Source organism: Streptomyces sp. NPDC051286 (genome assembly GCF_044455345.1).
GTDB lineage: Bacteria > Actinomycetota > Actinomycetes > Streptomycetales > Streptomycetaceae > Streptomyces.
Window position 1 is genome coordinate 203793 of record NZ_JBITER010000001.1, and the last position, 17566, is coordinate 221358.

Here is a 17566-nt window from a genome sequence, read left to right on the forward strand (position 1 = left end):
GCCGAAGGGGTGCCGGGACGATGCGCATCGTCCCGGCACCCCTTCGGCGTGGATCGCCGCGTTTTCCAGCATCCGCCTGTCCGGGACGGCGCGCCACTCGAACGGCTCAGAGCCTGTCGGGCGACCTCTGATCGGGCGGACGAAGGTCACCCGACAGGCTCTCAGGGGCCGGACGGTACCAGCGCCCAGGCGGCCAGCGACAGCGTGGCCATGGACACGACCGTGGACGCCACCACGGAGTTGCGGGCGAGGCTGGTGTCCAGGCCGTACTGGCGGGCGTAGATGAAGGCGTTCTGGGCGGTCGGGAGCGCGGAACAGAGGACCACGGCGAGCAACTGGTGGTCCGGCAGGTGCAGCAGCGGGCCGCCGACCAGGAAGGCGATCAGGGGCTGGACCAGCGTCTTCAGCGCGACCGCCAGGCCCACTTCCGTACGCCCTGCGGGCACTGTCGTCGCGGTCGTCGACGGTTCCGGGCGGCCGTGCAGGGACAGGCCGAGGGTGATCAGGGCGGTGGGCACGGCGGCAGCGCCGAGCAGATCACAGGAGTGTTCGAGGGCGTGCGGCAGCCGCACCCCGAGCGCGGAGACGACGACGCCGAGCATCGAGGCCATGATGATCGGATTGCGTACGGGCATGGTCACCATCCGGCGCAGCGCGACGCCGTTTCCGGAGCCCGCCCCCGTACCCGTGTCCAGCAGCGTCAGGATCACGGGGGAGACCAGCAGCACCTGGAAGAGGATGATCTGGGCGACGAACGACGCGTCACCGAGCACCTGGACCGCCACCGGGATACCCAGATTGGCGGAGTTGACGTAACCGGACGCCATGCTGCTGATCGCCTGGTCGGCCGTCTTGCGGCCGAAGAAGCGCCGGGCGAGCACGAAACCGAGGGCGGACACGAGCGCCGTGCCCGTCCCGAACGCCACCATCGAGGAGTTGGCGAAGGCGTCCAGTCGCGCACCGGAGACCATCGTGAACAGCGCCGCGGGCATGGCCACATGGAAGACGAACCGGCCGAGCACGGCTTCCGCCTGCTCGCCGAGCAGGCCACTGCGGCCGACCGCGTAGCCGGTCGCCGTGAGTATCCAGATCGGAGCGAAGGCGGAGAGCAGGGCATGCATGGACGCCATGATCCTCGGACAGCTGTCCACTGCCTGTACCGGGGCGCGGCGGGCAGGAGGGGCCGGGGCGCGGACGGGCGGCAGGGGCCGGGGCGTGGAAGGGACGGCCCCCGCCGTCCGGGAATCCGCGAGCCGGTCAGCCGGCGGCGGTACGGACCTGGAGCTGCTTGATTCCGTTCAGCCAGGCGGAGCGCAGCCGCCGCGGGTCCTCGACCAGCCGCAGATCGGGCAGTACGTCCGCGATCGCGTTGAAGATCAGGTCGATCTCCATGACGGCGAGGGACTTGCCGAGACAGAAGTGCGGTCCGCCGCCACCGAATCCGAGATGCGGGTTGGGGTCCCGGGAGATGTCGAAGAGTTCCGGGCTTTCGAAGACCTCGGGGTCGTTGTTGGCGGAGGAGTAGAATAACCCGACCCGCTCGCCCTTCTTGATCTGCTGCCCGCCCAGTTCGAGGTCCTGGGTGGCGGTCCGCTGGAAGGAGACCACGGGGGTGGCCCAGCGCACGATCTCCTCGGCGGCGGTCTCCGGGCGCTCGCGCTTGTAGCGCTCCCACTCCTCGGGGTGGGTGAGGAAGGCGTGCATGCCGTGGCTGATGGCGTTCCGGGTGGTCTCGTTGCCGGCGACGGCGAGGAGGATCACGAAGAAACCGAACTCGTCCGAGGAGAGGTTGCCTTCGCCCTCCGCGGCGACCAGCTGGGAGACGATGTCCTTGGCGGGGCACTCCTTGCGTGCCGCTGCCAGGTTCATCGCGTACGAGACGATCTCCATGGCCGCCTCGGCGCCGACCTCTTCGGTGATCGCGTACTCGGGATCGTCGTACGCGGCCATCTTGTTGGACCAGTCGAAGATTTTGGACCGGTCCTCCTGCGGTACGCCGATGAGCTCGGCGATGGCCTGGAGCGGCAGTTCGACGGCGATATGGGTGACGAAGTCGAACGAACCGTCGTCGTCGGCGGAGGCGAGGGCCGTCTCGACGATCGACCGGGCGCGGCTGCGCAGCGCCTGTTCCAGGGAACGGACGGCGCGGGGGGTGAAGCCGCGCTGGACGATCTGGCGGACCCGGGTGTGCTCGGGCGGGTCCATGTTCAGCATGATCAGCTTCTGGACGTCGATCTGATCGCGGCTGATCGTCTCGTTGAAGCGGATGACCGCGGTGTTGGTGTGGGAAGAGAACAGTTCAGGGTGTGTGGAGACGTACTTGACGTCCGCATGCCGGGTAACCACCCAGTAGCCCTCGTCGCCGAAACCGGAGACACCGGCCGGCTGGGTGCACCACCAGACCGGGGCGGTCTCCCTCATCCGGGCGAACTCCGGGTGCGGGATGCGGGCTTGGAGCAGGTCGGGATCGGTGAAGTCGAACCCCTCGGGCAGATGGGGGCAGGGCATCGGCAACTCCAGGTCGGTCCGAGGGGCGCCCGAAACATTGCCTGACGACCCATCAGAAGTTGCCCGCACCGTAGTAACGAGTTCTACAACTGGCAAGAGCTGTGGCCCGATCGGTTGCGCGAGGGGGGCGCGTACGGGCTTCGAAATGCGCCCATTGTGCGTGCACGGCTCTTGCGTACCGAGGGTAAGCCTCATAAGACTGCTTGCAGAACTAGAACGCGTACTAGTTCCTTCCGTGGGTGCCGGGACGCCCCCTGCGGAAGCGCGAGGAGAGGACGAGCTCATGGCCGCGGAACCCGTCATCGTCGAAGCCGTACGCACCCCCATCGGCAAGCGCGGAGGCGCGCTCGCCAATCTGCATCCCGCCTATCTGCTGGGCGAGACCTACCGAGAACTTCTCGGACGCACCGGCATCCCTGCGGACTGCGTGGAACAGATCGTCGGCGGTACGGTCACCCACGCCGGTGAACAGTCCATGAACCCGGCGCGCAACGCCTGGCTCACCGTGGGACTTCCGTACGAGACCGCCGCCACCACCGTGGACTGCCAGTGCGGCTCCTCGCAGCAGGCCTCCCACATGGTCGCCAACATGGTCGCGGCCGGAGTCATCGACATCGGCATCAGCTGCGGTGTCGAGGCGATGTCGCGCGTGCCGCTGGGCAGCGGATCCAAGCACGGCCCGGGGAAGCCCTGGCCGGACGAGTGGAACGTCGACCTGCCCAACCAGTTCGAGGCCGCCGAGCGCATCGCCCGCAAGCGGGGCCTCACGCGGGAGAACGTCGACTCGCTCGGGCTGATCTCGCAGGAGCGGGCGGCCGTGGCCTGGGCCGAGGAGCGGTTCAAACGGGAGACGTACGCGGTCCAGGTGCCGACCACCGAGGAGGAGCAGGCGGCCGGTCAGGGCATGTGGCGCCTCGTCGACCGGGACGAGGGGCTGCGGGACACCACGATGGAGGGGCTTGCCCGGCTCAAGCCGGTGATGCCCACCGCGATCCACACCGCGGGCAACGCCTCGCAGATATCCGACGGCGCCTGCGCGATCATGTGGGCGTCCAAGCGGATGGCGCGGGCACTCAAACTCAAGCCGCGGGCCCGGATCGTTGCCCAGGCGCTCGTCGGTTCCGACCCGCACTTCCACCTCGACGGGCCGGTCGACGCGACCCGCGCGGTGCTGGGCAAGGCCGGGATGTCGCTCAAGGACATCGACCTCGTCGAGATCAACGAGGCGTTCGCGTCGGTGGTGCTGAGCTGGGCCCAGGTCTTCGAGCGGGACCTCGACGGGCTCGCGAAGGTCAACGTCAACGGCGGCGCCATCGCGCTCGGCCACCCGGTGGGCGCCACCGGGGCCCGGCTCATCACCACGGCACTGCACGAACTGGAGCGCCGCGACAAGGAGTTCGCGCTCATCACCATGTGCGCGGGCGGGGCGCTGGCCACCGGCACGATCATTCAGCGGCTGTGAAGATACCCCCCGGCCGGAGTGGTGGTGTTAGGTGCACCCCGGTCGGGGGGCCGTGCAGCTGTCGGCGCCGCTCGCGGTTGCATAGCGTCACGGCCATGGAGAACAAGAACAGCAAGAAGTGCAGCAACACCCCTTCTTCCAGGGCGGGTCGGCGTGGTGTCCGGCGAGGGCTGGCGGTCGCCACGGTCATGGCCCTCGCCGCCCTCGGCGCCGCGCCCGCCGTGGCCCAGCAGGCCGGACCGGCGGACGGGGACTCCCACACCACCCGCACCACCGGACGGGGGACGCTCCTCGCCGTCACGCCCGTCGCCACTCTCGACCGCACCGACGTCAGCGCCTTCCTCGCCTCGGGAGGCTTGGACACGGGCACCGTCCGCTACGGCGTACGCGCCTACCGCCTCACGTACCGCACCCTCACCCCGCAGGGCGAACCCACCACCGCCACCGGTCTGTTCGTTCTCCCCAGGGGTGGCGCCGACCGCCTCGATCTGGTCTCCGACACCCACGGCACGATGGTCCACCGCGACTACGCGCCCTCCGTCGGCGAGGACTTCGGCCGGTTCGCCCCGTACCTGCACGCCTCGGCCGGTCGCGCCGTCGCCGCGCCCGACTATCTCGGCCTCGGCAAGGGGCCGGGCCCGCACCCGTACATGGACACCGCGTCCTCCGTCACCGCCTCCCTCGACATGCTGCGTGCCTCCCGCACCGCGGCGCGGGAGCTGGGACGCCCCCTCACCGGCGAGGTGTACGCCAGCGGCTTCTCCCAGGGCGGCCAGGTCGCGACGGCTCTGGCCAAGGCCCTCGCCGGCGGCGCGGACCGGCACTTCAGACTGCGGGCGCTGGCGCCGGTCTCGGGGCCGTACGACCTCCAGGGCGCGGAGACGCCCGCCATGTTCGACGGCCGGATCAACGACATCAGCGCGGTCTTCTACATGTCGTACTTCCTCACCGCGCAGAACCGGCTGCACCCGCTCTACAAGGACCCCTCGGAGCTCTTCCGTGAGCCGTACGCGGACGTCGTCGAGAACCTCTTCGACACCCACCACTTCGAGGAGGACATCATCCCGGCGCTGCCCGGCACGCTGAAGGAACTCCTCACCGACAAGGCCTATCAGGACCTGCAGCATCCGACGGGAGTGCTGCGCGACGTGCTGAAAGCCCAGGACGGTCAGTGCGACTGGAAGCCCGAGGTGCCCGTGCGGCTCTACTCGTCAGCCGCGGACCGGGACGTGGCCATCGCCAACTCCCGCAACTGTGCGGCCGACTTCGCCGCGCACGGTGCGCGGGTGCCGGTGATCGACCAAGGGTCGACCGATCACAACGGGACCTTCATGAAGTCCGGCCCGCAGATCGTCCGCTGGTTCGACACGATCGGGGCAGCGGGACCGCGTCATCGCTGACCGGGCCGGGCCGGACCTGGAGCCGACGGAGCGCCGGCGGCCGGACACCGTGAACCGAGGCCTCGTAGCACGGAGAAGACCCCGACCGGAACCCGGTCGGGGTCTTCCCGCGCTGCCGCCGGTGGACGGATCGGTACCAGCTGCTCAGGGGACCTCGAATGTGGCCTGGGCCTCGAAGGCCGCGCGCCGCGTGGCCCGGCGCAGCGCCTTCAGCAACGTCCCGCCGACGACGAGGGTCAGCGCCATGGTCAGCACGGCCCGTCCCAGGTCCCAGCCCAGCGAAGTGGCCAGGCAGTACGCGAGGAAGCGGACCAGGTTCTCGGGCAGCGGGTCACCGGGATGGAAGGAGATGCCCGAGCCGAGGCCCGGCACGATCGTCCAGCCGTACAGGTTCATCACCGTGCCGTACGCGAACGCCGCCACACCTCCGTAGGCCGCGAGCATCAGCAGCTCGGCCCGCCCGCGCAGCCGGTCCGGGCCCGGCAGCAGCCCGGCGCCCATGGTGAACCAGCCCATCGACAGCATCTGGAACGGCAGCCACGGGCCCACCCCGCCGGTGAGCAGCGCGGACGCGAACATCGTCACCGAGCCGAGCACGAACCCGAAGCCCGGGCCGAGCACCCGGCCGCTCAGCACCATCAGGAAGAACATCGGTTCCAGGCCCGCCGTCCCCGCGCCGAGCGGGCGCAGCGCGGCGCCGACCGCGGCGAGCACACCCAGCATCGCCACCGCCTTCGCGTCCAGGCCGGAGTCCGCGATCGTCGCGACGACCACCCCGACCAGCAGCGGAAGCAGCGCGGCGAACAGCCAGGGCGCGTCCTGGGAGTGGGCGAGGCCGGAGTCCGCGCCGGCGAGCAGCGGCCAGCCGATGGCGACGACACCGATCGCGCTGATCAGGAGGAGCGCGGCGATCGCACGCGGCCCCAGCCGCACCGCCCGCGCCTGCCGGTCGCCCGTGCGCCGGACCCTCGGTGTTCCGGCCGCTCGTACGGCCCGTTCCCGGGGCGTCATGCGTCCGCCCCCAGTGCCGTGCGTACCTGCGGCACGGTCAGCCACTCCTGCGGGGCGAGGATCTTCGCGGTCTGCGGTGCGAACGCCGGGGACGAGACCACGACCTGCCGGGTCGGCCCGTCCGCGACGATCTCCCCGTCGGCGAGGATCACCACCCGGTGGGCCAGCTCGGCGGCGAGCTCCACATCGTGGGTGGCCAGGACGATCGCATGGCCCTCGGCCGCCAGACCGCGCAGCACGCGTATCAGACGGGCCTTCGCCGCGTAGTCCAGGCCACGCGTCGGTTCGTCGAGCAGCAGCAGCGGGGGGCGCGCCGTCAGCACGATCGCCAGCGCCAGGGCGAGGCGCTGCCCCTCGGAGAGGTCGCGCGGGTGGGTGTCGTCCGGCACGTCCGGCAGCAGCTCGGAGACCAGGGCCCGGCAGCTGCCCGCCGCGGCGCCCGCGTCCGTGTCGGCCGTCGCGCACTCGGCGGCGACCGTGTCCGCGTAGAGCAGATCGCGCGGTTCCTGCGGTACGAGTCCGACCCGGCGCACCATGTCGCGCGGCGGTGTACGGTGCGGGGCCCGGCCGCCCACGTGGACGGTTCCGGCCGTGGGCTCGACCGTGCCGACGAGGGTGGCGAGCAGGGTGGACTTGCCCGCGCCGTTGCGGCCCATCAGGGCGACGGTCTCGCCGGGCGTGACGGAGAACGTCACCCGGCGCAGCGCCTCGACGCGACCGCGCCGCACCCCCAGACCCTCGGTCCGGACGGTCGCTTCCCCCGCGGGACCCGGAGCGGGCTCCGCCTCGGGTGCGCGACGGCGTCCGAACAGCCCACGTCGTACCGGGGCGGCGGGCAGCGGTGCCGGGGCAGCGGGCGTCGCCGGCGGGACGGCCGACGGCGGCTCGGCCGACGCCAGCCGTTCCCGCAGCCCGGTCGCCCGGCGTCGCGCATCACGCACGGAGAGCGGCAGCGGTTCCCAGTCCGCCAGCCGTCCCAGCGCGACCACCGGCGGGTGGACCGGGGACACGGCCATGACGTCGGCGGGCGCACCCGTCACGGGTGCGGCGCCCGGCGACGGCAGCAGGACGACCTGGTCCGCGTACTGGACGACGCGTTCCAGCCGGTGCTCCGCCATCAGGACCGTCGTGCCCAGGTCGTGCACCAGCCGCTGGAGCACCGCGAGGACCTCCTCGGCCGCCGCCGGGTCCAGGGCGGACGTCGGTTCGTCCAGGACCAGCACCTTGGGGTGCGGGGTCAGCACCGAGCCGATCGCGACCCGCTGCTGCTGGCCGCCGGAGAGCGTGGCGATGGGCCGGTCGCGCAGTCCCGCGAGGCCCAGCAGGTCGAGGGTCTCCTCGACCCGCCGCCGCATGACGTCGGGGGCGAGCCCCAGCGACTCCATGCCGTACGCCAGCTCGTCCTCGACGGTGTCGGTGACGAAATGGGAGAGCGGGTCCTGGCCCACCGTGCCGACCAGATCGGCGAGTTCGCGCGGTTTGTGGGTGCGGGTGTCGCGGCCGTCGACCGTGACCCGGCCGCGCAGCGTGCCGCCCGTGAAGTGCGGTACGAGACCGGAGACGGCCCCGAGCAGCGTCGACTTGCCGACCCCCGACGGGCCGACGAGCAGCACCAACTCGCCCTCCGGGACCGTCAGATCGACGCCCGACAGGGTGGGGTGCGCCGTGCCCTCGAACTGCACCGAGACCTGCTCGAACCGGATCATCACTGTCCCTTCTCGGAGTGCGCGACGGGAGCGTCGGCCGGGCCACCCGCCGGGGGCGGCGCGGGCGCCACCACCGCGGGCAGCAACCCGATCAGCACCGCCGCGGCGGGCCACAGCGGGAACACCGGCGCGACCAGGGGGACGACCCCGGGGTGCAGCGCCTCCGGGTCGATGCTGTCCGCCAGGATCATCGCCGCCGCGACCACCGCCCCCGACCCCGCCACCAGCCAGGCCCGCATACCCCACCGGTCGGGCCGGTAGCGGGTACGGACCGAGCGGGCGCCGCCGAGCCGCAGCCCGGCCGCAGCGGCGACGAGCCCGACGAGCAGCAGCGGCAGCCCGTAGACCGCACCCTGCGCGGCCAGCAGGCCGTACGTACCGGCGCAGACCCCCAGCAGACCGCCGAGGGTGAGGACGTTCGTGGTGCGCCGGACGGCGGGCGGGACCTGCGCCGTACGCCCGTACCCGCGCGCGTCCATCGACGCGGCGATCGCCACCGACCGCTCCAGCGCACCCTCCAGCACCGGCAGTCCGATCTGCAGAACGGCCCGGATGCCCCTGGTCGGGCGGCCCCGCAGCCGGCGTGTGGTGCGCAGGCGCACCACATCGGCGACCATGTTCGGCGCGAACGTCATCGCGACGACGACGGCGACTCCCGCCTCGTACAGCGCACCCGGCAGCGACTTCAGCAGCCGGGCCGGGTTGGCGAGCGAGTTCGCCGCGCCGATGCAGATCAGCAGCGTGGCCAGCTTCGCCCCGTCGTACAGCGCGAAGAGCAGCTGCTCGGCGGTGACCCGGCCGCCGATCCTGACGCCCTGCGCCCAGTCCGGCAGCGGGACTTCGGGAAGGGTGAACACCAGGTGCGTACCGGGGATCGGCGAGCCGAGGAAGACGGAGAACAGCAGCCGAACGGTGACGACGAACAGCCCGATCTTGATGAACGCGCCGTACGAACGCGCCCATGGCGCGTCCGTACGGCGCGCCGCCACGACATATCCGGCCACGCCCACCAGCAGTCCGAGCAGCAGCGGATTGCTGGTCCGGGACGCGGCGGTGGCCAGCCCGAGCGCCCACAGCCACCAGGCCCCGGCGGGCAGGGCGTTGCTGCGGGTCGCCGCGGGCGCCCGCAGTGCATGGCTGAGCCGGGCCGCGCCGGGGGAGGCGGTCATCCGCGCCGGCGGCGGGCCTGCAGGACGGCGGCGATGCCGAGCAGCAGGACGGCACCGAGCCCGACGAGCACCCCGGTGGACGGACCGCTGCGCCCGTTCCCGGGGTGGGTGGACGAGGGAGGAGCGGACGCCGTGCGCGCGCTTCCGGAGACCTGCTCGCCGCAGCCCGAGGCGGGGTAGCCGGAGATCGCGCAGAGCAGGGCGTTGCTGTTGTAGCGCAGCGGCTTGGCCACCGAGGCGAGCGCCTCGGCGGTGCTCGCCCCGGGGGCGACCTGCGCGCAGGCGGTGCGCAGCGCGGGCGGCGTCTCCCCGGCCGGGGCGTCCGCCGGCGTGCCGGGGTCGATGACGAGCGCGACGCGCTTGGTGCCGTCCTTGGCGGGGGTGTCCGCGCAGACCGTCGCGAAGTCGGGGGTGCGGCGCGGCTTTGCCGAGTCCTGGGAGTCCTCGCTCACGGAGAACCGGAAGCCCTGCACCGCCCCGTCGTCGGGCCGGACGAGCGAGGGGCCCTGGGTGGCATAGGCCCAGCCGGACCCCTTGCCCTCCCAGAACGACCAGTAACGGTAGCCGGCCGCATGGGCGGTGCCCGCGCCGAACACGGTCAGAGCGGCGCCGAGCACCAGCAGCAGTGCGACGGCCATCCGTCCGCCGAACGCATTCCCCGTACGATTCCCCGCTCGGTTCACGGCTGCTGGGGCTTCCGGCGGCTGCTGATCAGGAAGCCGACGCCCGCACCGGCGGCGAGGCCGATACCGACCAGCCACCACACCCCGAGACCGGCGTCGTCGCTGCTGCCGTCCTCGGCCGAGAAGTTGTCCGGGGTCGCACTGGGCGTGATGACGGCAGCGGGCGCGGGACCGCTCGCGTTCAGCCCCCGGACCAGGTCGACGCCGCCGAAGTCGTGGGCGTCGGCGCCGGTCGCGTGCGCGGCCAGGACCAGCTGGGCGTAGGCGGCGGGGCCGCTCTCCTCGGCCCAGCTCCTGGAGTTCTTCTGCAGCCAGCCGACCGCACCGGCCGCCTTGTCCTTGTGGCCCGCGGAGGCCAAGGCGACGACGGCGTCCGCGGTGTTGCCGAAGTCGGGCTGCGGGGTGGTGTCGTCGGCACCCGGCATCGGCGGCAGGTCCAGGTGGTTGCCGTTCTTCGCGAGGGCGCCCGCGAGGTAGAAGGCGCCGTTCTGGGCGGCCTGCTCGGGCTTGACGACGTCGCCCTTCCGGCAGGCCGGCGGCTTGCCCTCGACCGCGGCGTTGTTCCCGGTGTCCAGCCCCTTGCCCATCGAGCCGAGCACGGCGGCCGCGGTGGCGTCCGCGTTCGCGGCGAGCTTCCCGGCCTTGTCGGGCTGGTACGCGAACGCGCCGCCGTCCGGGCCGCCGCACGGGATCGCGAGTGTGAGCAGCGCGTCGTACGGGGTTTTGCCGTCCGGATTCGTCATGTCGCCGATCCGCTGGCCCTGCCGGGCCAGCGCGCCGATCACGATCGCGGTGGAGTTGGCGTCGCTGGGGGAGCCCGGGTTGTAGCCCCAGCCACCGTCCTTGTTCTGGACGGACTTCAGCCAGCCGACGCCGTTGTTGACGATGTCGCCGTGCCCGCCGACCGCCGCCAGCGCCTGCACCGCGGCGGCGGTCGCATTGGTGTCCAGCATGGTCTTGGTGTCGCACGGCTTGGAGACATCGGCGCGGTACGAGGCGTAGGCGCCGTTCGCGCACTGCTGGGCGATCAGCCAGTCCACCGACTTCGTCGCGGGCACGACCCCCTCGACGTGCTGGGCGAGGAAGGCCAGCGACTGCCGCCAGACCCCGTCGTACGTCGGGTCCTTGGTGCCGTACAGCCCGGAGGGCAGCGCGACGGACGGGGTGGGGGAGGGGGACGGCGCCGCGACCGCGGCCGGGGCAGCGGCCGCACAGAGCACGGTGGCGGTGGCGGCGAGCGCTGCTGCGCTGCGGCGTACGGTCATGGCGGGCTGAGCCTCTCCTGTGGGGAACCGGGCACAGGCACACTCAGGCACCAGGCTCCGGCCCCGTATTCCTCGACGGTGCCGGTCACCGGGGTTCCGGTGACGCGAGCCGGTCACGACCGCGGACAGGGCAGCCCGACTCGCCGCTGTGTCGGCGGCTCACGGTTGCGTGGTCAGTGCCGGATTTGCACCGGCTTCCCCCTGAACGGGCGTGATGACGACTCGCACACTCTACCGGGAGGTAGCCCGCTCGCCCCGGGCGGAGGGCTGCCTCACACCGCGACGTACGTCACCGGCCCGCTGCCCGGCACCGCCTCCGCGCGCCCCAGCTTGACCAGCCGCCGCACATGAGCCTCCGCCTCGGAGACGGCGATGTTCCGCGAGCCGTACGGGATCTGTTCCCAAGGCCGGTTCCACTCCATCCGCTCGGCCAGCTGCCATGGCGTCAACGGGGTGGCGAGCAGGGTGAGCAGTCCGGTCAGCCGCTCCTCGTGATGGCCGAGGAGTTCTCGTACGCGCCCCGCCGCGTCCGTGAACGCGTACTGGTGGGCGGGCAGCACCTCGGCGACCCCGAGCCGGCCGATGCGCTCCAGCGAGTCCAGGTAGTCGCCCAGGGGGTCGGTGACCGTCGTGTCGTCCGGGTCCTCGTACAGCCCGATGTGGGGGCTGATCCCGGGCAGCAGATGGTCGCCGGAGAAGAGGCGGCCGCGGCCGGGCAGATCGGCCGGATGGTCCTCCTCCAGGTGCAGGCAGACATGGCCGGGGGTGTGGCCCGGCGTCCAGATCGCCCGGAGCCGCCGGCCCGCGAGGCCGAGCAGTTCGCCGGGGACGATCTCGCGGTCCGGGAGGGCGGCGCGCAGTCCGGGGAGCGTGCGCATCCGGCCGCCCGTGCGGGGGGCGTGCAGTGGGGCGAGATGCTCCTCCGGTGCGCCGGCCGCGGCGAGCTTCGCCGCGAGGTACGTCAGCCAGGTGCCCGGTTCGGATTCACGGGTGCGGCGCACGATCGCGGTGTCCGCGGCGTGCATCGCGATCCACGCCCCCGAGGCCTCGCGGACCTGTCCGGAGAGTCCGTGGTGGTCGGGATGGTGGTGGGTGATGACCACGCCGTGGATTCCGGTGATGTCCACACCGACGGCGGCGACTCCGGCGACCAGGGTGTCCCAGGCGTCGGGGTCGTCCCAGCCGGTGTCGACGAGGACCGGCCCGCGGTCGGTGTCGAGGACATGCACCAGGGTGTGGCCGAGCGGGTTGTCCGGGATCGGGACCTTGATGGACCACACGCCGCCGCCGTGCTCGGTCACCTGTGTCATGGGGCTTCCCCTCTGCCGTCCCGGCCTGCGGCTGTGTTGCGCCACGCCCACTGTAACGAGAACTCGTTCCAGTAGTAGCCCAGGACGACTATCGGCTTCAGGCCGGCGGGCCCGCGAAGGGCCGCGGTTTCCCCGGCCGCCGCGGATCGAAGGGGAAGACGTGCCGCGAGCCCCGCCGCGGAGTGATCGCCGGGGCAGGGTGCCGACGCCTGCCGGATCACGCCGGTCTCGTGTGCGATGTCCGATGCGTGGACTCCTGGAACTGGAACTGATATCAGTTCTGACACGGAGTCAGGTGTGAAGTCAGGTGCGGAGTCGGTACGTGCCGGGTCGCGGGAGGCAGCAGCCATGACCGAGCTTGTGGAACACGGAAAACTGTTCATCGGCGGGGAGTTGGTCGATCCGCTCGGCCAGGACGTCATCGAGGTGATATCGCCCCACACCGAGCAGGTCATCGGCCGGGTGCCGCACGCCTGCGAAGCGGATGTGGACCGGGCCGTCACCGCTGCCCGCCGGGCCTTCGACGAAGGGCCCTGGCCGCGCGCGTCCCTGGACGAGCGGATCGAGGTGATCACGCGGATCAAGGACGCGTTCGCCGCGCGGTACGAGGAGATCGCCCGCGTCATCAGCTCCGAGAACGGAACTCCCTACAGCTCCAGCGTGATGGTGCAGGCGATCGCCGCGATGATGGTGTGGGACGCGGCGATCACCGTCGCCCGCACCTTCCCGTACGAGGAGCGCCGCGACGGCGTTCTCGGGCCGCTGCTGGTGCGCCGGGAGCCGGTCGGGGTGGTCGCGGCCGTCGTGCCGTGGAACGTCCCGCAGTTCACCGCCGCCGCCAAGCTCGCGCCCGCCCTGCTGGCCGGCTGCTCCGCCGTACTCAAGGTCTCGCCCGAATCGCCCCTGGACGCCTACATCCTGGCCGAGATCGCCGCCGAGGCGGGGCTGCCGGAGGGGGTGCTGTCGATCCTTCCCGCCGACCGTGAGGTCAGCGAGTACCTGGTCGGGCATCCCGGCGTCGACAAGGTGTCGTTCACCGGCTCGGTCGCGGCGGGCCGCCGGGTCATGGAGGTCGCCTCCCGGAACCTCACCCGTGTCACCCTGGAGCTCGGCGGCAAGTCCGCCGCTGTCATCCTTCCCGACGCCGACCTGGCCAAGGCCGTCGCGGGCATCGTCCCGTTCGCCTGGATGATCAACGGTCAGGCGTGCGTCGCCCAGACCCGCATCCTCGTCCCGCGCTCCCGCTACGACGAGACCGCCGAGGCGTTCGCCGCCGCAGCGGGTGCGCTGAAGGTCGGTGACCCGCTCGACCCCGCCACCGAACTCGGCCCCCTGGTCGCGCAGCGCCAGCAGCAGCGCTCCCTCGACTACATCCGGATCGGCCAGGAGGAAGGCGCCAAGGTCCTTACGGGTGGCGGCCGTCCGGCCTCCCAGGCGCGCGGCTGGTACGTCGAGCCGACCCTCTTCGGATCCGTCGACAATTCCATGCGCATCGCCCGCGAGGAGATTTTCGGACCGGTCATCTGCCTGCTGCCGTACGGCGACGAGGCGGAGGCGGTGAAGATCGCCAACGACTCCGAGTACGGGCTCAGTGGCAGCGTCTGGACCGCCGACACCGAGCGTGGCATCGACATCGCCCGCCGGGTGAGGACGGGCACGTACAGCGTGAACACCTTCAGTCTCGACATGCTCGGGCCGTTCGGCGGCTACAAGAACTCCGGCATGGGGCGGGAGTTCGGACCCGAGGGGTACGGCGAGTACTTCGAGCACAAGATGATCCATCTGCCCGCCGGGTACCAACCCGGGCAGCCCGGCCCGCAGGAGGCGTGATGGGGGACCGCTGGCACGTGGAGGTCGACCGGAGCGTCTGCATCGGCTCCGGGATGTGCGTGAACCACGCTCCGGACGGTTTCCGGCTGGATTCCGCCCGTCAGTCCCACCCAGGGGATCCGGAGACCGACGCCAACGAGGGGGTGCTCGCGGCGGCGGAAGGATGTCCCGTCGAAGCGATCACGCTGACGCTGGCCGATTCGGGCGAGGTGGTCTTCCCGCCGGAGGAATAGGACCGGGCCCGACGACGGGCGCTGACGGCCTCCGCCCCCCGTCCCGCACCATGTACGCCGGCACCATGCCGACACGCGACGGTGTGTGCACCGACCCCGTGTGACGTGGGCTTCCGTCTCCTTACGGTGACGACCATGGAGACTCCCCAGCGCCCGGAACCCGGGCCCGCCCCGCTCACCGTCCCCCCGCCCGCAGGCCGGCCCCTCGTCGGCCGTACCGCCCTGGTGACCGGTGCGGCGAGCGGCATCGGACAGGCCTGCGCGCGGGTTCTCGCCGCCGCCGGCGCCCATGTGTACGTCGTGGACAAGGCAGCCGACGCGGCGGAAGAACTGGCGGAGCGGATCGGCGGAACGGCCTGGGTCGTCGATCTGTCCGTGCCCGAGGCGGTGGACTCCCTGCCGGACGACGCGGACCTGGTGGTCAACAACGCGGGGCTGCAGCACGTGGCCCCCGTACACGAATTCCCGCCGGACCGCTTCGCCCTGATCCACCGCGTCATGGTGGAAGCACCGTTCCGCATCTTGCGCCGCACCCTGCCCGGCATGTACGAACGCGGCTGGGGGCGCGTCGTCAACATCTCGTCCGTCCACGGGCTGCGCGCCAGCCCGTACAAATCGGCATACGTATCGGCCAAGCACGCACTGGAGGGACTCAGCAAGGTGGTCGCCCTGGAAGCAGCACCGCACGGAGTGACCAGCAACTGCGTCAACCCCGGCTACGTACGCACGCCCCTGGTCGAGAACCAGATCGCGGCACAGGCCCGTACCCACGGCATCACGGAGGAGGAGGTGGTGGGCAAGGTGATGCTGGAACGCAGTGCCGTCAAACGCCTCATCGAAGCCGAGGACGTCGCCGGGGCGGTGCTCTGGCTGTGCGGACCGGGCACCTCCCACATCACCGGCACCTCCCTTTCCATGGATGGCGGCTGGACCGCCAACTGACCCTCCCGGCTCCCGCCCCTCCCGACGAACGATGGCCGCCCATGTCTGCACCCACCCCCTCCGCCGCGCCCCATCTGCGCCTCCTCCTCGATCTGCTGGCCGAGGACGCCCCCGCCGAGGCGCTGGGAGCCGTCTCCTCCCAGGCGCGGGCGGCCGGTGTCCCCGCGGGCGAACTCGCCGAGGTGGAGGCGGCCACCGCCACTGCCCTGCGGATCAGGGGCGCCCTGCGCCAGCACCGGCGCCGCGAGCTCCAGCTCACCGCGCTCTTCGACACCGCGGGCGATCTGGCCGCCTCCCGGGATCTGGACGACGTACTGAAGGCGATCGTCCGGCGGGCCAGGATGCTGCTCGGCACGGACACGGCGTATCTCACGCTCCCCGACGAGGAGGCGGGGGACACCTACATGAGGGTGACCGACGGGTCGGTGTCGCTCCTCTTCCAGCGGCTGCGGCTGGAACTCGGCGAAGGGCTCGGCGGCCTGGTCGCGCAGACCGCGAGCCCGTACGCCACCCCCGACTACCGCACCGACGACCGCTTCCGCCACACCCGCAACATCAACGCCGGGGTCCTCGACGAGGGGCTCGTCGCCATCCTGGGCGTGCCCCTGCTCCTCGGCTCCAGCCGCGGTGGTACGGGGAAGGTCATCGGCGTCCTCTTCGCCGCCGACCGCGCACCCCGCGTCTTCAGCCCCGACGAGGTCGCCCTGCTCTGCTCGCTCGCCGCGCACGCCGCGATCGCGATCGACACCGCCCATGCCCTCGCAGACACCCGGTCCGCCCTCGCCGAACTCGCCGGGGCGAACGCCGAGCTGGCGGAGGCGAATGCGGCGGTACGCGAGCACTCGGCCGCCATGCAGCGGGCCGAGGAGGCGCACGACCGGCTGACCGACCTGGTGCTGCGCGGAGGTGACGTCAAGGACGTCGCGGCGGCCGTCGCCGGGCTGCTGGACTCCCCGCTGACCATCCACGACCCGGGCGGGCGCCCGCTGGCGGCCGTCCGGCCCGACGGCGCGGGGCTCGCCGCCGACTCCATGGACGCCGGATGGCTGGTCGAGACCGCCGAGAAGTCCCGCACCGGAGCGCGCGCCGTGCACCGCGACGGCCGGTGGATCTGCGCCGTACTTGCCGGGCAGGAACACCTGGCCGGTCTGGTCCTGCACCGGCACGGCCGGCTCGACGACTCGGACCGGCGGCTCTTCGAGCGCGCCGCCGTGGTCACCGGCCTGCTGCTGCTGCTGCGGCGCACGGTCGCCGAGACCGAGAACCGGATACGCGGCGAGCTGATCAGCGATCTGCTGACCGACGCGGACCGCGACCCCGCCGGACTGGCCGAACGCGGCCGACGCCTCGGCATCGACCTGGACCGCCCGCATCTGCTGCTCGTGGCCGAGGCGAGCGCCCGGGAGAAGCTCTGCGCCGCTGCCCTGCGCTATCTTTTCGGCGGGGACATCCACGGCGTGAGCGCCGAACACGCGGGAACCGTCGTGCTGTTGATTGGCTGCGGGGGAGACACGGACCCCGGACCCGATGCGGGGGCCGCGGCGCGGGCCGCGGCCGCCCAGCTCGGCCAGCTGGTCCAGGCCCCCGTCACCGTGGCCGCCACCGGTCCGGCCCGGGGTCCGCGGCAGCTCGCCGCCGCGTACGCCGAAGCGGCCCGCTGCCTGCGGGCCATGCGTGTCCTCGGCCGTACCGGAGAAGGCGCCTGTGTCGACGAACTCGGCTTCCTCGGCGTGGTGCTGGGCAACGCACAGGATGTCGACGGCTTCGTCACCGCGACGCTCGGACCCCTGCTGCGGTACGACGCCCAGCGCGGCACCCACCTCGTACGCACGCTGAGCGCCTACTTCGGCGCCGGCGGCAGCCTCGTCCGCGCCAAGGACGAACTCCACGTCCACGTCAACACGGTGGTGCAGCGGCTGGACCGGATCCAGGTGCTGCTCGGCCACGACTGGAACAAGCCCGACCGTGCGCTGGAACTTCAGCTGGCGCTTCGGTTGAACCTGTTGTCGGGCGGTCAGGAGCGGTAGCCGTCCGTCCGGCCGGTTAC

At 72.0% G+C, this 17566-nt stretch carries 14 protein-coding genes and 1 riboswitch; of the genes, 6 read left to right on the forward strand and 8 right to left on the reverse strand.

Annotation, left to right across the window (positions count from 1 at the left end):
- Nucleotides 1-161: 161 nt before the first annotated feature.
- Nucleotides 162-1130: an AEC family transporter gene (locus ACIBB8_RS00930; protein ID WP_398948250.1), complete on the reverse strand. Its 969-nt coding sequence runs from the start codon at nt 1128-1130 to the stop codon at nt 162-164.
- A gap of 127 nt (nt 1131-1257) precedes the next feature.
- Complete coding sequence (locus tag ACIBB8_RS00935; RefSeq protein WP_398948251.1) at nt 1258-2508, reverse strand: cytochrome P450; 1251 nt, start codon at nt 2506-2508, stop codon at nt 1258-1260.
- Between the two features lie 283 nt (nt 2509-2791).
- Here ACIBB8_RS00935 and ACIBB8_RS00940 point away from each other — a divergent pair, with 283 nt between their 5' ends.
- The gene (locus ACIBB8_RS00940; RefSeq protein ID WP_398948252.1) at nt 2792-3970 is read left to right on the forward strand and encodes a steroid 3-ketoacyl-CoA thiolase; all 1179 of its coding nucleotides are present in this window, start codon (nt 2792-2794) and stop codon (nt 3968-3970) included.
- A gap of 95 nt (nt 3971-4065) precedes the next feature.
- Nucleotides 4066-5370, forward strand: a complete 1305-nt coding sequence (locus ACIBB8_RS00945; RefSeq protein ID WP_398948253.1) for an alpha/beta hydrolase — start codon at nt 4066-4068, stop codon at nt 5368-5370.
- A 144-nt stretch (nt 5371-5514) separates the two neighbouring features.
- Here ACIBB8_RS00945 and ACIBB8_RS00950 read toward each other — a convergent pair whose 3' ends face one another.
- The 6 genes from ACIBB8_RS00950 to ACIBB8_RS00975 all read right to left on the reverse strand — a co-directional run bounded on the left by ACIBB8_RS00950 (nt 5515) and on the right by ACIBB8_RS00975 (nt 12514).
- Nucleotides 5515-6381, reverse strand: coding sequence for an ECF transporter S component (locus ACIBB8_RS00950; protein ID WP_398948254.1), 867 nt, complete (start codon nt 6379-6381; stop codon nt 5515-5517).
- Nucleotides 6378-8087: an ABC transporter ATP-binding protein gene (locus ACIBB8_RS00955; protein WP_398948255.1), complete on the reverse strand. Its 1710-nt coding sequence runs from the start codon at nt 8085-8087 to the stop codon at nt 6378-6380. Before ACIBB8_RS00955 ends, ACIBB8_RS00950 begins: the two co-directional genes overlap by 4 nt.
- Nucleotides 8087-9256 carry an energy-coupling factor transporter transmembrane protein EcfT gene (locus ACIBB8_RS00960; RefSeq protein WP_398948256.1) on the reverse strand — a complete coding sequence of 390 codons (1170 nt, stop codon included), beginning with the start codon at nt 9254-9256 and terminating at the stop codon, nt 8087-8089. Before ACIBB8_RS00960 ends, ACIBB8_RS00955 begins: the two co-directional genes overlap by 1 nt.
- The gene (locus ACIBB8_RS00965; RefSeq protein WP_398948257.1) at nt 9253-9894 is read right to left on the reverse strand and encodes an SCO2322 family protein; all 642 of its coding nucleotides are present in this window, start codon (nt 9892-9894) and stop codon (nt 9253-9255) included. The genes ACIBB8_RS00960 and ACIBB8_RS00965 overlap by 4 nt, the downstream gene beginning before the upstream one ends.
- Before the next feature lie 41 nt (nt 9895-9935).
- A complete protein-coding gene (locus tag ACIBB8_RS00970; protein ID WP_398948258.1) occupies nt 9936-11204 on the reverse strand; it encodes a prenyltransferase/squalene oxidase repeat-containing protein in 1269 nt (422 codons plus the stop codon).
- A gap of 106 nt (nt 11205-11310) precedes the next feature.
- Nucleotides 11311-11445: riboswitch (cobalamin riboswitch) on the reverse strand.
- Nucleotides 11446-11476: 31 nt separating this feature from the next.
- Nucleotides 11477-12514 carry an MBL fold metallo-hydrolase gene (locus ACIBB8_RS00975; protein ID WP_398948259.1) on the reverse strand — a complete coding sequence of 346 codons (1038 nt, stop codon included), beginning with the start codon at nt 12512-12514 and terminating at the stop codon, nt 11477-11479.
- A gap of 348 nt (nt 12515-12862) precedes the next feature.
- Here ACIBB8_RS00975 and ACIBB8_RS00980 point away from each other — a divergent pair, with 348 nt between their 5' ends.
- The 4 genes from ACIBB8_RS00980 (at nt 12863) to ACIBB8_RS00995 (ending at nt 17546) form a co-directional block, all read left to right on the forward strand.
- Nucleotides 12863-14344, forward strand: coding sequence for an aldehyde dehydrogenase (locus ACIBB8_RS00980; protein WP_398948260.1), 1482 nt, complete (start codon nt 12863-12865; stop codon nt 14342-14344).
- Nucleotides 14344-14577, forward strand: a complete 234-nt coding sequence (locus ACIBB8_RS00985; protein ID WP_398948261.1) for a ferredoxin — start codon at nt 14344-14346, stop codon at nt 14575-14577. The genes ACIBB8_RS00980 and ACIBB8_RS00985 overlap by 1 nt, the downstream gene beginning before the upstream one ends.
- 135 nt (nt 14578-14712) lie before the next feature.
- Nucleotides 14713-15519: a 3-hydroxybutyrate dehydrogenase gene (locus tag ACIBB8_RS00990; protein ID WP_398948262.1), complete on the forward strand. Its 807-nt coding sequence runs from the start codon at nt 14713-14715 to the stop codon at nt 15517-15519.
- A 41-nt stretch (nt 15520-15560) separates the two neighbouring features.
- The gene (locus tag ACIBB8_RS00995; protein WP_398948263.1) at nt 15561-17546 is read left to right on the forward strand and encodes a helix-turn-helix domain-containing protein; all 1986 of its coding nucleotides are present in this window, start codon (nt 15561-15563) and stop codon (nt 17544-17546) included.
- Nucleotides 17547-17566: the final 20 nt, after the last annotated feature.